This window comes from Nibribacter ruber, assembly GCF_009913235.1.
GTDB lineage: Bacteria > Bacteroidota > Bacteroidia > Cytophagales > Hymenobacteraceae > Nibribacter > Nibribacter ruber.
On record NZ_CP047897.1, the window covers coordinates 2,902,044 to 2,916,904 of the forward strand.

The following is a 14,861-nucleotide window of genomic DNA, read 5'->3' on the forward strand; positions in this document are numbered from 1 at the left end:
AGCAGAGGAGCCTTTTTTATTGTGGATAGTTGAAGAGAGCTAAATCTGTTTACCCACAGCTTCAGCATCAAAATGAAGGCCGCAACCCAAACGCTGATTCCCCCTTTGAGGGGGGCGAATGGGGGTGTTTATACCAGCAGAGAAACTCAGCAAAAGAAGACAATGCGCAGGAGACAAGGCGATGCCGTTGTCTCTACATAAATTCCATTTCAGTCCTTGGTCTGTCCCCTGACAGACCGATACGCGTCTTCTCCCTACGTTGATTTTGTTGGCAGGCACACCTCGGTAATTTACGCAAGAAATTTCGCGGTGCCCGCGAGGGTAGTCAGTAGACTTCCCGGCATCCTAAGTCACGAGTCTGGAGACTCGCGCCAGCAAAATTAAATTCAACCAACGTCCAACTCTCGTTCTAACTTTATCCCTAAGGGAGCAGGGCGGCGCTGTTCCGTTTTTGGCCTGTTTCCCAGAAAACAGGCCAAAAACGATTCTACCAAACTTACCCTAACTTCACGCCGTGCCCAGGCGCATCCAAATCCAACGTCAAATGCGGGCCATTTTGTGCAAAGCCACCGGTGAAGGGATGGCTGGCGATGAAAAGTGGTGTATCCAAATCCACGAAGTCAAATCCGCCTAAGCCGGCCGCGAAGTGCGCAGAGAAACTCATGGCCAAGATACTTTCTACCATGCCGCCAATCATCAAACGCAGATTATAGGCTTTGGCCAGGCTCACCATTTCCAGGGCTTCCAACACCCCGCATTTCATCAGTTTGATGTTGACAACAGCCGCACTTTGGTCATGGGCCAGCCTGATTACATCTGAACCGTTACGCGCCGACTCATCTGCGGCAATGGGGAAAGGGCTGGCAGTTGCCAACAGTTGCAAATCTTCCCAATCTTCTCTGGGAAGCGGCTGTTCCAGCAACACCACCGGTATTTGGGCCACTTGTAAACGGTGGACAAAGTCTTGGGCACGGGCCAGGTCATAGCCGCAGTTGCCGTCAATAATCAAGTTAGCCCCCGGCGCAGCACTGTGAATAGCCTGGATTCTTCTGAAATCATAATCCACATCCACGCCTTCGGTTTTTACCTTGATGGTAGAGAAGCCCCGGTCCATGATAGACTTGGCAGAGGCAACAGCATGGGCTTCGTCTCCGGCGGTGATGGTCAAATCCGTTTCCAGTTCAGTACCCACCCCTCCGAAGAATACATACAAGGGCATGTTGTAATGCTGGCAGAGCGCGTCTAACATGGCCATCTCCAATCCACATCTGGCGGAGGGCGCTTCATGGGCGATTTCATCCAGATTCTTGGCCAGTGTGCGCCATTCCCGCACGTCTTGGTTTACCAGATGGGTTTCCAGCACCACCAAAGCGCCAAGGGTGCTGGTCTGGGTTTCGCCGTTGACCGCCGGAAATGGAGCAGCTTCGCCCAAGCCCACGGTTCCGTCTGCCAGTTCCACGCGTATCAAGACGTTCTCTACCTGGTACTGAGTGCCGGTGGCTATGGCGAAGGGTTCTTTCAAATCCAGGTCCAGCGGTTGATAGGTGACGGAGACGATGCGGGTAGGGGTCATAGGGGATGGTGGTTAGTGAGCAGACAAGAAAAGAAAGATTCTGGCTAATCTCAACAGATAAGACTAGACCAGACAGCAAGCAGCTAGGATGCCCGTGCCGTTTTTAGGCTGTTTTCTGGAAAATAGGCAAAAAACGGAGGTTTCCAATAGGTGACCGCTCACCACCCAATTATTCCGTACCTTTGCGGGATTATTGAGGATTATGTGGACTAGACTTGCGATTTTTATCATAAAACAGCGCTTACCCCTAATAGCGCTGTTAGCCGTCATGACCGCGTTTATGGCCTACAAAGCCAAGGACGTAGAAATGACCTATGACTTTGCCAAAGTAGTATCAGCCGATGACCCGGACATGATGTACTACAAACGGTTCCATGACCAGTTCGGCGAAGACGGAAACGTATTGGTGGCGGGCATGCAGGACAGCAGTGTGTATGAACTGGCCAACTTCAAACATCTAAGCGACCTTTCTAAAAACTTAAACAATGTGGAAGGCGTGACGGCGGTCATCTCGCTTCCTAACTTAATCAACATCTCCAAAGACACGGTAGAGCGCAAATTTACCACCAGTAAAATTTTTGAGCCGTTCCCACAGAGTCAACAACAGTTAGATTCTCTGCTCAAGAAGGTACAGGAACTGCATTTCTACGACGGCCAGATTATCAACCAAAAAACGGGTGCCACACTCCTGGCCATCACGGTAGACCCGGCCTACCTTAATTCTTCTAGAAGAGCATCCGTGATGAACAACATCATGACGCTCACAGATGATTTCTCGGCCAAGACCAAAATCAAACTCCACTTGGCGGGGCTTCCGTTTGTGCGGGCCATCATGACCACCAAGGTAGCCGATGAGATGAAGCTGTTCCTGTTGCTGGCTTTGGTCGTAACGGGTGTCACACTGTATCTGTCCTTCCGGTCTATGTCAGCGGTAGTGTTCCCGCTGTTGATCATCAGTCTGGCGGTGATTTGGGTATTGGGGACTATATCCTTGATGGGCTACAAAATCTCGCTTTTGACGGGTTTGATTCCGGCCATCATAGTCGTGATTGGGGTTCCCAACTCCACGTACTTGCTGGCCACGTATCATCAGGAGTTCAGGAAGCACGGGAACCAGGTGCTGGCCATGGCACGGGTGATTAGCAAGCTGGGCCTGGTGATTTTCATCAACAACGCTACCACGGCCATCGGGTTCATTGTGTTCATGTTCACAGACATTGCCATTCTCTATGAGTTTGGGGTAGTGGCCGGGGTAAATACCTTCGTGACGTTCTTGTTGTCCATTATTCTGGTGCCGGCGGTGTTCATTTATTTGAAGCCCCCCACTGAGAAACAGCTCAAGCACCTGGACGCCCGCACGCTTACCAAACTGTTGGAGTTCATGGATTACCTGGTGTTGAAAAAGCGCGGGTTCATCTATGGCTTTACCATTGCATTGGTGGTGCTGGGAAGCTGGGGTGTCTACAAAATGAAGGCCGTTTCTTACATGGTAGATGATCTGCCCGAAGAAAGCAGTGTGAACAAAGACCTTCAATTCTTTGAGCACCATTTCAACGGGGTCATGCCGCTGGAGATAGTTGTCAACACGGGTCAGAAACAGGGGGTGCTAAAATTGCCCAACCTTCGGAAGATGGAAGAACTGGAAAACTTCCTGCAGACCCAGCCCATCCTGACCACGCCTATCTCTATTGTGGGACTGGTGAAGACGGCCACCCAGTCCTTTTATAACGGTGACGAAAGCTCGTTTAGACTGCCAGACAATACGGAACGTAACTTCATCTTCAGTTACCTGGCCAAGCAACCCAAAGCCGAAACCCAGAAGCTGCTCAGAAGCTTCGTGGACAGCACCGGACAGGAAGCGCGCATCTCTTTAAAGGTAGCAGATGTTGGTTCGCAGGAGTTGGATTCCTTGATCATCAACAAACTCAAACCAGAGATAAGAAAGATTTGGGGCGGCGAGGACGTGAAGATCACCGAGGAAGGCAACACCATGAATTTCACGCGGGTAGACAGTGATCGGAAGCAGTCGGTGAGTTTGACGGGTACTACGCTCTTGTTTATAAAAGGCAATCAGTATTTGATAGACAGTTTGGGATCAAGCTTGCTGCAGGCGTTCATTGCGGTGATATTGATTGTGGTTTTCCTGTTCAGGACGTCCAAATCTGTGATCATCACTTTAATTCCCAACATCATTCCCTTGTTATTAGTGGGCGGATTTATGGGCTTTTTCAACATCGCTTTAAAGCCGAGCACGGCACTTATCTTCACCATTGCGTTGGGGATAACCGTAGACAACACCGTGCACTTTCTGGCTTACTACAGACACACGTTAGTAGCCAATGGCTTTAACGTGATGAAGGCTATTAGCACCAGTATTGTGGAAGCAGGAACCAGTATGATCTATACCACGGTTACATTGTTCTTCGGGTTTGGTATCTTCGCTTTTTCAGAGTTTGGGGGTACCAAGGCGCTGGGCGTTTTGATGGCCTTGACCTTGCTCATTGCCTTGTTCACCAACTTGATTATTTTACCGGCCTTGCTGGTGAGCTTTGACAAAGGAAAATATATCCATGAGTCAGATGCACCCATTCAAGATTATGACGAGCTTTATACCCAAGACGCTGAAGAGCTGAACGAAGCTTTGTCTGAAGACATTAAGAAATCAACGAACCTAGATACGGAGAAGAAAGGTGAAGTATAACGAGTATAAACAACTGGACTATGCGAATCTTGCCGAAGAGGTAAGAGCCTACTGGAAACAGAACCGCATATTTGAGAAATCAGTGGAAACCCGCGAGGGGCAGGAGAGCTTCGTGTTTTATGAAGGGCCGCCCTCTGCCAACGGCGCTCCGGGCATTCACCACGTGATGGCCCGCGCAGTAAAAGACATTTTCTGCCGGTACAAAACCCTGCAAGGCTTTCAGGTGCAACGCAAAGGCGGTTGGGACACCCACGGTCTACCCATTGAGTTACAGGTAGAGAAAGAGTTGGGCATCACCAAGGAAGACATCGGCAAGACCATCTCTGTGGAGGAATACAATGCCCGTTGCCGTGAAACCGTGATGCGGTTCAAGGACCAGTGGGATGACCTTACTGAGCGCATGGGCTACTGGGTAGACCTGGACAACCCGTACATCACCTTTGACAACAAATACATTGAGTCTAACTGGGCCTTGCTCAAGAAGCTCTATGACAAAGGCTACCTCTACAAAGGCTACACCATCCAGCCATTCTCTCCAGCGGCCGGTACTGGTTTGTCTAGCCATGAACTGAACCAGCCGGGCACTTATCGCAACGTGAAGGACACGTCCATTGTGGCGCAGTTCAAAATCCAGCAGAGCGAGAAGTCTGACTTCCTGTTCCAGGACAGCCAAGACAACTACTTCCTGGCGTGGACAACTACGCCTTGGACGCTTCCGGCCAACACCGCGTTGGCGGTGGGTAAGAACATCAAGTATGTGCAGGTAAAGACGTTCAACCCGTACACTTTTGCGCCTATTACGGTGGTATTGGCCAAAGACCTGGTGGGTAAGTACTTCTCAGAGAAAGCCAAAGAAGCTTCTTTTGAAGACTTTAAACCTGGGGATAAAGTAATTCCTTTCCACATACTACAAGAGTTTACCGGCGAGCAAATCAAGGATGTGACCTATGAGCAGTTGATGCCCTACGTACAGCCAGACAAGCCAGCCTTTAGAGTTGTGATTGGCGACTTTGTCACTACGGAGGACGGTACCGGTATTGTGCATATCTCACCTACGTTTGGTGCGGATGACTTTAGAGTGGCCGCCCAGAATGACATTCCGGCGCTGTTGGTAATGGATGAGAACGGTAAGCCTTCTCCACTGGTGAACCGCCAGGGACGCTTTGTGCAAGAGGTAACGGACTTTGCCGGAATGCCTGTCAAGAACTATGACAAGCTAGACGAGAACGGCGCTGACTACAAGAGCACTGATGTATTAATCGCTATCAAGCTCAAAGAAGAAGGCAAGGCGTTCAAGGTAGAGAAGTACGAGCACAGCTATCCACACTGCTGGCGTACGGACATGCCTATCTTGTATTACCCACTGGACAGCTGGTTTATCCAGACCACGGCGGTAAAGGCAAGACTGATAGAACTGAACAAGACCATCAACTGGAAACCAGAATCTACCGGCGCCGGTCGTTTTGGTAACTGGCTGGAGAATCTGGTGGACTGGAACTTGTCACGGTCCCGCTATTGGGGAACGCCCTTACCAATCTGGCGCACCGAAGACGGCACCGAGGAAATCTGCATAGGGTCTGTAGCGCAGTTGGACAAAGAGATTGAGCGCAGTATCCAGTTAGGGTTCATGCAGGAGAATCCGTTGCGCAAAGGCAAGCCGGCACCCAAGCCTGTACATACTGGCACTAAGGATGAGAAAGAGGCGAACAATTTACTAGAGTTCGCCGGCGAGTTTGCTCTTAGTCCTACCGGAAATGAGGAGCCCCGCGAAGAATTCTACCTGACGGACATTGACTACGACGGCTTCGACTTGCATAGACCGTATGTGGATAACATCATCCTGGCCAGCGCCAAAGGTGAGCCTATGCAACGTGAGACGGATTTAATTGACGTTTGGTTTGACTCGGGTGCCATGCCGTATGCACAGTGGCATTACCCATTTGACAACCATGATAAGTTTAAGGCCAACTTCCCGGCAGACTTCATCGCCGAAGGCGTAGACCAAACCCGTGGCTGGTTCTTTACTCTGCATGCACTAGCGGTAATGCTGGAAGACAGCGTGGCATTCAAAAATGTGATTGCCAACGGGCTGGTATTGGACAAGAACGGCAACAAGATGAGCAAACGCCTAGGCAACGCCATTGACCCGTTTGAGACCATCGGTCGTTTCGGACCAGATGCCACCAGATGGTACATGATTGTGAACGCGCCACCATGGGATAACCTCAAGTTCAACCTGGACGGCGTCACCGAGGTTCAGCGCCGTTTCTTCGGGACCTTGCAGAACACGTACTCGTTCTTTGCGCTATACGCGAATTTGGACGGTTTCACGTTCCAAGAAGGAGACGAGGTACCGGTAAGCCAGCGCACCGAAAGCGACCGTTGGATCATCTCGCGTTTGAACACCTTGGTTAGAGAAGTAGAAAGCTACTTTGATGACTATGACCCAACCAAAGCGGCTAGAGCCATCCAGGACTTCGTGGCAGATGAATTGAGCAACTGGTACGTGCGCCTGAACCGTAAACGCTTCTGGAAAGGCGAACTGAATCAAGACAAAAAAGCCGCTTACCAAACGCTATACACATGTCTAGAAACCGTGGCCAAGTTGGGAGCGCCTATCGCGCCGTTCTACATGGACCGTCTGTTCCTGGATTTGAACCGCGTGAGTGGTCGTAGCCTATCTGAGTCTGTGCACTTGGAGCGTTTCCCGCTAATCAATGAGAACCTAGTGGATACTGATTTGGAAGAGCGCATGCAGTTGGCCCAAAGCGTTTCTTCACTGGTGCACTCGCTGCGCAAGAAGCAGATGATCAAAGTGCGTCAGCCGTTGAGCCGTATCCTGGTACCTATCCTGGATGACAAGATGAAGACCCAGTTGCAGGCCGTAGAAGACCTGATCCTCTCTGAGGTGAACGTGAAAAGCGTGGAATATCTGGAAGACACGACCGGTATCTTGGTGAAGAAAATCAAGCCTAACTTCAAACGCCTGGGCCAAGTATTCGGACCTAAGTTGAAGATAGTGGCCGCACAGATTCAGGAGATGGGCCAAGAGGACATTGCCCGTATGGAGCGCGAAGGCTTCTTTGAGATTGCCGTGGACGGTGATACCACCGTGTTGAGCCGGGAGGATGTGGAAATCATGTCAGAGGATATCCCGGGTTGGCTGGTGGCTTCTGAAGGCGCCATCACAGTAGCTTTGGACATTACCATCACAGAAGAGTTGCGCTTAGAAGGAATGGCGCGTGAACTGGTAAATCGTCTGCAGAACCTGCGCAAAGATAGCGGCCTGGAAGTACAAGACAAAATCAGGGTCTACATTCAGGACGGACAGGAAGAAGTGCGCGCCGCCTTGCAACTCTTCGGCAACTACATAGCTGAAGAAGTACAAGCCGTAGACTTGGCCTTGGTGCCTAACTTAGAAGGAACAGACGCCACCGTGCTGGACATGGAAGGCCTTTCTTTGCCGGTTCGTATAGAAGTAGCGCGCTAAAATAGTACATTTGATTCTACTTGCCCTTCGTTTTTGGCCTGTTTTCTAGAAAACAGGCCAAAAACGAAGGTTAACCTTCTCTCATGAAGTACACAAAATACTACCTGCTCACCTTGCTGGTGATTGCCATTGACCAGGCCGTGAAGATGCTGGTCCATTATAAGATGCAGATGGGTCTGCCCGGCGAAATTCCGGTTTTCGGCGATTGGTTCAAGCTGCACTACACGCTCAATCCAGGCATGGCCTTTGGCGTGGAGATCGGCTCTGACTATGGTAAGTTGATTTTGACTTCCTTCAGAATGGTGGCCATGGTGGGCATTGGGTACTTGGTGTATTACTTGGTAAAAACCAGAGCGCACCAAGGCTTGGTATGGTGCGTAGCCGCCATTTTAGGCGGGGCCATTGGCAACTTAATTGACAGTACCTTCTACGGTGTGTGGTTTGACAACGCCCCGTATGGCGTGGTGACGCCCTGGCTGCATGGCCAGGTGATTGACATGTTCTACCTGGACATCTGGGAGGGTATTTTGCCGCACTGGATTCCCATCATCGGCGGAACGCCCATGTCTTTGTGGCCTATCTTCAATATAGCAGATGCGGCCATCTTTGTAGGCGTGTTAATCATTGTACTCAATCAGAACAGATTCCTGAATCAGACACCGGCTCCGCAGGTACAGGCGTAAAACCAGAATCCTGTAAAACGAAGAGGCGTTTTTGGCCTGTTTCCCGGGAAACAGGCCAAAAACGCCTCTTCGTTTAAGTTACGTGACTGGAGTCTAGAAAGAGTAACCCATGTTCAGGCCCACAGAAAAGATAGACGTGCCTTTGTTGTACAAATAACCAGTGGCGCGCCAGCCGAAGAACAGGCGGTTGTCACTGAAGAAGTCGTTCTCCAGGGCAATCTTTCCCCCGAAGTCCTTCTGTCGGTTATGGATGAACTGTTCGTCTGAGGTCTGACCCGGTGTGGTATTGTCACCTAGTGCTCCTTTGGCCAGGTCTACCTCTGAGCGTCTGCGTACGGCCGGGCCTGCACCAATCTTGATGGTAAAGCGGTCGTTCTCCAGCAAATCAAAGTACATGGAGGCATCAAACATGACAAAGGCTTTTCTGGAGGTGAAGATTTTCTTGCCCTGGTCATACCTGGACGAGCTCAGATATTCACCAGACACCGTCATGTTTAATCTATCCGTCAGCTCACGGCTGTACTGGTTAGAGAACAAGGCCCCGCTATTGTCTCCCTCTACAATGTAGGCAAAAGCTACACCCGTCCGGAATGAATTTTTGTAGACGTGCTGCGCTGAGGCAGAAAAGGAGAGGGCGCCGCACAAAACGGCCACAAAGGCTGTTTTTAGGCATAGTGAGGTTAGGTAGTGGATGTGTTTCATAAAAGTTTTTCTGTAGTAAGCTTATTAAGCGGGGGAGAATGGTCAACTTGGGGTATTGTGGCATACTTAGGTTTATCTAATTTAGTTGTATAGGAATCCCTGAATTTTTAAAGAATACCTACTGCTGACCTAAGAACCAGTAGCTTGCTGCCTCAATCAATGTTAAAATTTTTCCCTTCTGCCCCTCAACTTTGGTAAATCCTGTTCCTCTTCTAAGCGTTTCTGGCCTGCAGATAAACTTTTGCGGGGGCAAAGAGGCGCCTGTCAGGGTTGTAGAAGGCGTGCACCTCACGCTGCAGAAGGGCGAAGTACTGGCACTGGTAGGAGAGACCGGCTCTGGCAAGACGGCTACCTCCTTGGCCCTGTTACAATTGCTACCCAGTTCGCCGGCCCAAGTGGTGGCAGGCAAGGCCATCTTTCAGTCTAGGCAGCTTGGTGAGGTAGATTTACTACAGCTGCCTGCCAAAGAAATGCAGAAGATACGGGGGCGTGAGATTTCCATGGTGTTTCAAGAGCCTATGTCGGCGCTCAATCCGGTCATGCGCTGTGGAAAACAGGTTGCCGAGGCCCTGCAGATTCACTTTAACCTATCCAAAACAGCGGCCAGACAGCAAGCCATAGAACTTTTAGCCTTGGTGCAGCTGCCCAATCCAGAACAGAAGTACCAGGCTTATCCACATGAATTGTCTGGCGGGCAGAAGCAGAGGGTCATGATTGCCATGGCCTTGGCGTGTAACCCGTCTGTCCTGATGGCAGATGAACCCACCACCGCACTGGATGTGACGGTGCAGTCAGCCATTCTGGACTTGTTGCGCACCCTCTGCCAGCAGCGCCAAATGGCTATGCTCTTCGTTACTCATGATTTGGGCGTGGTGGCTGAGATTGCTGATAGGGTGGCAGTGCTCTACCAAGGGAAGGTAGTGGAAGAAGGAACCGTGAAGGAGGTTCTCCAGCACCCGCAGCACCCATACACCAAAGGATTGCTGGCCTGTAGACCTTCTTTGCACACTAAAAGCGCCATCCTGCCCACCGTAGCCGATTTTCTTTTATCAGAGTCAGCAGCAGAGCAAGTACCAGAGATTCTAGGCAAGGATAAACAAGTCAAAGTGAATAGGGAAGAACTTCTCCAACCAGTGAGCCAAAGTCAGCCTCCGCTTATTCAAGTAAAAGACTTGCGGGTGCATTTGCCGCTGGGGCGCAATTTCTTTGGCAGGCCCAGAGACGTGGTAAAAGCCGTGGACGGTGTTTCCTTTGAGATTCACCCCGGAGAAACGGTGGCTTTGGTGGGAGAGTCGGGCTGTGGAAAAACCACCTTGGGCAGGGCCTTGCTACGTCTGTTGGAGCCTACGGCGGGTACCATCTTACTCAACGGCGAGACGTGGAAAAACCTTTCAGCGGCAGAGTTGAGAAAACGTAGAAAAGAGTTCCAGATCATCTTTCAGGATCCCCTGGCGGCCCTGAATCCCTATACCAGGATAGGGGAAGCCATCATGGAACCTATGCAGGCACATGGCGTGTTAAAGAGCGGCCGGGAACGGAAACAGCACGTAGAAGTATTGCTTCAGAAAGTGAACCTCCGGCCAGAACATTTTCATCGTTATCCACATCAATTGTCAGGCGGGCAACTACAGCGTATCAACATAGCCCGCGCCCTGGCCCTGCAGCCTTCTTGTATCGTCTGTGACGAAGCCGTCTCCTCTCTGGACGCATCTGTGCAGGCCCAGGTCTTGAACCTGCTCAACCAGCTCAAGCAGGAATTTAACATGACGTATCTGTTCATTACCCATGACCTGGCCGTGGCTAGGTTTATGGCCGACCGTATCTTTGTCATGCACCAGGGCAAGATAGTTGAGCAAGGCACGGCAGAGCAGATTTTTGAAAACCCACAGCATGGCTACACCAAAACGCTCCTGCAGTCTGTACCCGGTGCAAGTGTTCATGATTTTTTAACACCCTGAGAGAAACGAAAAGCGCTGAAAGCAAGTATAGATGAATAGATATATTTGCAAAGCGTTCTCCCGCTTCCGTTTTTGGCCTCTTTTGCAGGAATTAAGCCAAAAACGACTCATCAACCATACTTCTGGCAGCAACCAACATCAATTTTGCCCGAGTATCACTGGCAGTAGAAGTACGGCCGGCAATGGCAGAGATCATAAAAGTCGTGTTCCTGCCAGACACAAATTGTAATTTTTAGAATGGAAAGAAAAAGAAGAGACCGTAACGAAAAAGGGGAATCTGCCCCACGGTCCGAAAGATCAAGAAACAGCAGAGGCTCGGCCTCAAAAGATAAAAGAGGTTCTGGAAAGAAAGGCGGACCAAACGTGGGCCAGATTTCGGCGGGCGTGTTGATTAACATCTTCAGCCAGAACCCAGAGAAAGTATTCACCTATCGCCAACTGCACCGCCGCCTAGGCATCAATGATCAGCGCGGCCGCGAAGAGGTGTTCGGCATCCTTAAACAATTGCGCAAAACCGGAGAGTTGGTGCATTTGCAGAACGACGCCTATGTCTTCAACCCAGACTTTAAAGGCGAGCGCACACGCAGTCCTAAACGCGAAGATGCCGGTGACCGCGGTGAAAGACGCACTACGTCTACCCGTTTCAGCGGACGTGGCAGTGAGACGCTTATTGGCAAGGTAGACTTGGCCAACGGACGTTTTGCTTATGTCATCTGCGAGGATTCTGAGCAGGACGTGCGCGTCCCTACAGACAAGCTCATGTTTGCCATGACCGGTGACACCGTGCGCGTAGCCGTAAGACGCGGTCGCAAGCCGAGTGACCGTCCAGAAGGTGAAGTGGTGGAAGTACTCAAGCGCGAGCGCGAAGAAGTGGTGGGCCGTCTGCAAATGGGCAAGGGCTTCGGCTTCTTGGTGCCAGACCAGAAACGCATGTACTTTGACGTGTTTGTGGGCGAGCGCAACCTGGCAGACGCTAAAGACGGCGACAAGGTATTGGTGAAAGTAACTGAGTGGCCAGAAGACCCTAAAAAAAGCCCGACGGGTGAAATCATCAGGGTATTCGGTCCGGCCGGTGAACACAACGCCGAGATTCACGCGATTATGGCCGAATTCGGACTTCCGTTTGAATTCCCGGAGAGCGTGGAAAAAGAAGCGGATGCCATCCCTGAGGGAATCACCAAGGAGGAAATTGCCAAGCGCCGTGACTTTAGGGACGTGACCACCTTTACCATTGACCCCGCAGACGCCAAGGACTTTGATGATGCCTTGAGCATGCGTCAACTGGAGAACGGTAACTGGGAGATTGGCGTGCACATTGCAGATGTAACGCACTATGTTCAGCCCAACACCAAACTAGAGAAGGAAGCCTACCGAAGAGCCACGTCTGTGTACCTGGTAGACCGTACCATCCCTATGTTGCCAGAGCGTTTGTCTAATGGCCTTTGCTCGCTAAGACCCAATGAAGACAAACTCACGTTCTCTGTGGTGTTTGAGATGGATGACAACGCCAAAATCCATGACTATTGGATTGGACGCACCATCATCCACTCAGACCGTCGTTTTGCTTATGAAGACGCCCAAGAGGTGATTGAAACCGGTGAAGGCGACTACAAAGACGAGATTCTGAAGCTGAACGAACTCGCCAAGAAATTCAAGGACAAGCGCTTTAAAAACGGTGCTGTGAACTTTGAAACCATTGAGGTGAAGTTCAAACTGGATGAGAACGGCAAGCCTTTGTCTTTGTACATCAAGGAACGCAAGGACGCGCACAAACTGATTGAGGAATTCATGCTATTGGCCAACAAGTATGTAGCTGAGCATGTGTACCACATCAAAAAGGGCAAGAACAAACTGACCATGGTGTACCGTACTCACGGCGCGCCAGACCCAGAGAAACTCTTGAACTTCTCCATGTTTGCGCGCAAGTTTGGCTATAATTTGAATCTAGCCGAAGGCCGTGACATCTCTAAGGAGTTGAACAGCCTGGCAGACCAAACCGAAGGCAAGCCTGAGCAGAACGTGCTTCAGAGCCTGGCCATCAGAACGATGGCGAAGGCCAAGTATTCCACAGAGCCAGAAGGGCACTTTGGGCTGGCATTTGCGCACTACTCGCACTTTACGTCGCCTATCAGAAGGTACCCAGACATGATGGCGCACCGCCTCATTGACCGGTATACCCATGGACAGGACAGTGCAGATGTGGAAGAGTTTGAAGAGCGTTGCTTGCATTCTTCAGACATGGAGAAACGCGCCGCAGACGCAGAACGGGCCTCTATCAAGTTCAAGCAGGTGGAGTTTATCAACAACTTCATTGGTGAGCAGTTCAAAGGAATTGTCTCTGGCTTGACCGAGTGGGGCATGTATGTGGAGATAGAAGAGAACAAGTGCGAAGGCATGATTCGTCTGGCAGACCTGCAGGACGACTTCTACGAACTTGACTCGGCTAACTACCGCATCATTGGCCGTAGCAACAAGCGCATGATTTCCTTCGGGGATGAGGTGATTGTAGAGGTGAAGGCCGCCAACATTCTGGACCGTACCATTGACCTGGAGTTGATAGACACGGTTAAGAAATAAGCAACTCTAAACGGTAAAAGCGTTTTTGGCTTCTTTTCCAGGAAAGAGGCTAAAAACGCTTTTTTCTTGTTAGCTTAAACAAAACAACCTCTTTCCTTATTTTACTGTAGCTTTGACTTTAGACAGTGAATAGCACTCCTTTCAGCTACTTTTTTGACAACACAATTAATCAATACCACTGTGGATATCTCCCAATTCTCCGAGAGAATCAACCAAACCCTTTCCACGCTCCAGTATGGTGATAAACCGAAGGAGTTGTATGAGCCCATCCAGTATATTATGGCTTTGGGCGGCAAACGCATCCGTCCGTTGCTCACGTTATTGGGCGCGTATCTGTTTGAGGATGACGTAGAAAAAGCGGTGATGCCAGCCATTGGGGTAGAGGTTTTCCACAACTTCACGCTCATGCATGATGATATCATGGACCAAGCACCCATAAGAAGAGGACAGGCCACAGTGCATGAGAAATGGAACACCAACGTCGCCATTCTTTCTGGCGACGTAATGCTGGTACGCGCCTATGAATACTTCTTAGGCATTGAACCCACCAAACTGCCAACCGCCTTGCAACTGTTTAGTACGTGCGCCGCTCAAGTCTGCGAAGGCCAGCAACTGGACATGCTCTTTGAAACCCGCCAAGACGTAACTATTGACGAGTACCTGGAGATGATTAAATTGAAGACGGCCGTTTTGCTAGGCTTCTGCTTAGAACTAGGTGCGCTTTTAAACAACGCAGATCCTGAGGACGCCAAACATTTAAAGGAGTTCGGGATCAATATGGGCTTGGCGTTTCAATTGCGAGATGATTTGCTGGACGTTTATGGCGAGCAGGCCAAGTTTGGCAAGCGCGTAGGTGGAGACATTGTCTCTGATAAGAAAACCTATCTGCTGTTAACCGCTTTAGAACGCGCCTCGGCTACGGAACAGAAGGAATTGCTAAGCTGGCAAGGCAAAATGGATGTGGATAAAGTAGAAGCCGTGAAAGCCATTTATGACCGCTTGAACATTCAGGACATCACCCAGGGCCAGGTCAATCATTATTTCCAGAGAGCCCTACAGCACCTGCAGGAAGTAAATGCCTTGAATAATAAAAAGGATTTGCTCAGAACGCTGGCCATTCAATTGATTGAGCGCGATAGTTAAACAGATGTGAAGGTTTGAAAATGTGAAGATGTGA

Annotated in this window: 8 protein-coding genes; 6 read left to right on the forward strand and 2 right to left on the reverse strand. The window is 50.3% G+C overall.

Annotated features, from left to right (window positions below; all coding sequences use genetic code 11):
• Window positions 1-496 precede the first annotated feature (496 nt).
• Window positions 497-1,573, reverse strand: a complete 1,077-nt coding sequence (locus GU926_RS12230; RefSeq protein ID WP_160692259.1) for a dipeptide epimerase — start codon at window positions 1,571-1,573, stop codon at window positions 497-499.
• A 268-nt stretch (window positions 1,574-1,841) separates the two neighbouring features.
• Here GU926_RS12230 and GU926_RS12235 point away from each other — a divergent pair, with 268 nt between their 5' ends.
• The 3 genes from GU926_RS12235 (at window position 1,842) to GU926_RS12245 (ending at window position 8,447) form a co-directional block, all read left to right on the forward strand.
• Window positions 1,842-4,274, forward strand: coding sequence for an efflux RND transporter permease subunit (locus tag GU926_RS12235; protein WP_232058312.1), 2,433 nt, complete (start codon window positions 1,842-1,844; stop codon window positions 4,272-4,274).
• The gene (gene ileS, locus GU926_RS12240) at window positions 4,264-7,764 is read left to right on the forward strand and encodes an isoleucine--tRNA ligase (RefSeq protein WP_160692263.1); all 3,501 of its coding nucleotides are present in this window, start codon (window positions 4,264-4,266) and stop codon (window positions 7,762-7,764) included. The genes GU926_RS12235 and ileS overlap by 11 nt, the downstream gene beginning before the upstream one ends.
• A gap of 83 nt (window positions 7,765-7,847) precedes the next feature.
• Window positions 7,848-8,447 (forward strand): lipoprotein signal peptidase, encoded by a 600-nt coding sequence (locus GU926_RS12245; RefSeq protein WP_160692265.1) that lies wholly within the window; start codon window positions 7,848-7,850, stop codon window positions 8,445-8,447.
• 93 nt (window positions 8,448-8,540) lie between these two features.
• Here GU926_RS12245 and GU926_RS12250 read toward each other — a convergent pair whose 3' ends face one another.
• The gene (locus tag GU926_RS12250) at window positions 8,541-9,149 is read right to left on the reverse strand and encodes a hypothetical protein (protein WP_160692267.1); all 609 of its coding nucleotides are present in this window, start codon (window positions 9,147-9,149) and stop codon (window positions 8,541-8,543) included.
• A 191-nt stretch (window positions 9,150-9,340) separates the two neighbouring features.
• Here GU926_RS12250 and GU926_RS18525 point away from each other — a divergent pair, with 191 nt between their 5' ends.
• The 3 genes from GU926_RS18525 to GU926_RS12265 all read left to right on the forward strand — a co-directional run bounded on the left by GU926_RS18525 (window position 9,341) and on the right by GU926_RS12265 (window position 14,827).
• Window positions 9,341-11,107, forward strand: coding sequence for an ABC transporter ATP-binding protein (locus tag GU926_RS18525; RefSeq protein ID WP_160692269.1), 1,767 nt, complete (start codon window positions 9,341-9,343; stop codon window positions 11,105-11,107).
• A 237-nt stretch (window positions 11,108-11,344) separates the two neighbouring features.
• Entirely contained in the window at window positions 11,345-13,684 is a 2,340-nt protein-coding gene (gene rnr, locus GU926_RS12260; protein ID WP_160692271.1) for a ribonuclease R, read from the forward strand.
• Between the two features lie 180 nt (window positions 13,685-13,864).
• Window positions 13,865-14,827: a polyprenyl synthetase family protein gene (locus GU926_RS12265; protein WP_160692273.1), complete on the forward strand. Its 963-nt coding sequence runs from the start codon at window positions 13,865-13,867 to the stop codon at window positions 14,825-14,827.
• The last annotated feature ends 34 nt before the right edge of the window (window positions 14,828-14,861 follow it).

Excerpts from the sequence above, each read along its gene's own strand:
- rnr (WP_160692271.1), top strand. The coding sequence starts at position 11,345 with ATGGAAAGAAAAAGAAGAGACCGTAACGAAAAAGGGGAATCTGCCCCA.
- GU926_RS12230 (WP_160692259.1), bottom strand. The coding sequence starts at position 1,573 with ATGACCCCTACCCGCATCGTCTCCGTCACCTATCAACCGCTGGACCTG.
- GU926_RS12245 (WP_160692265.1), top strand. The coding sequence starts at position 7,848 with ATGAAGTACACAAAATACTACCTGCTCACCTTGCTGGTGATTGCCATT.
- GU926_RS12250 (WP_160692267.1), bottom strand. The coding sequence starts at position 9,149 with ATGAAACACATCCACTACCTAACCTCACTATGCCTAAAAACAGCCTTT.
- GU926_RS12235 (WP_232058312.1), top strand. The coding sequence starts at position 1,842 with ATGACCGCGTTTATGGCCTACAAAGCCAAGGACGTAGAAATGACCTAT.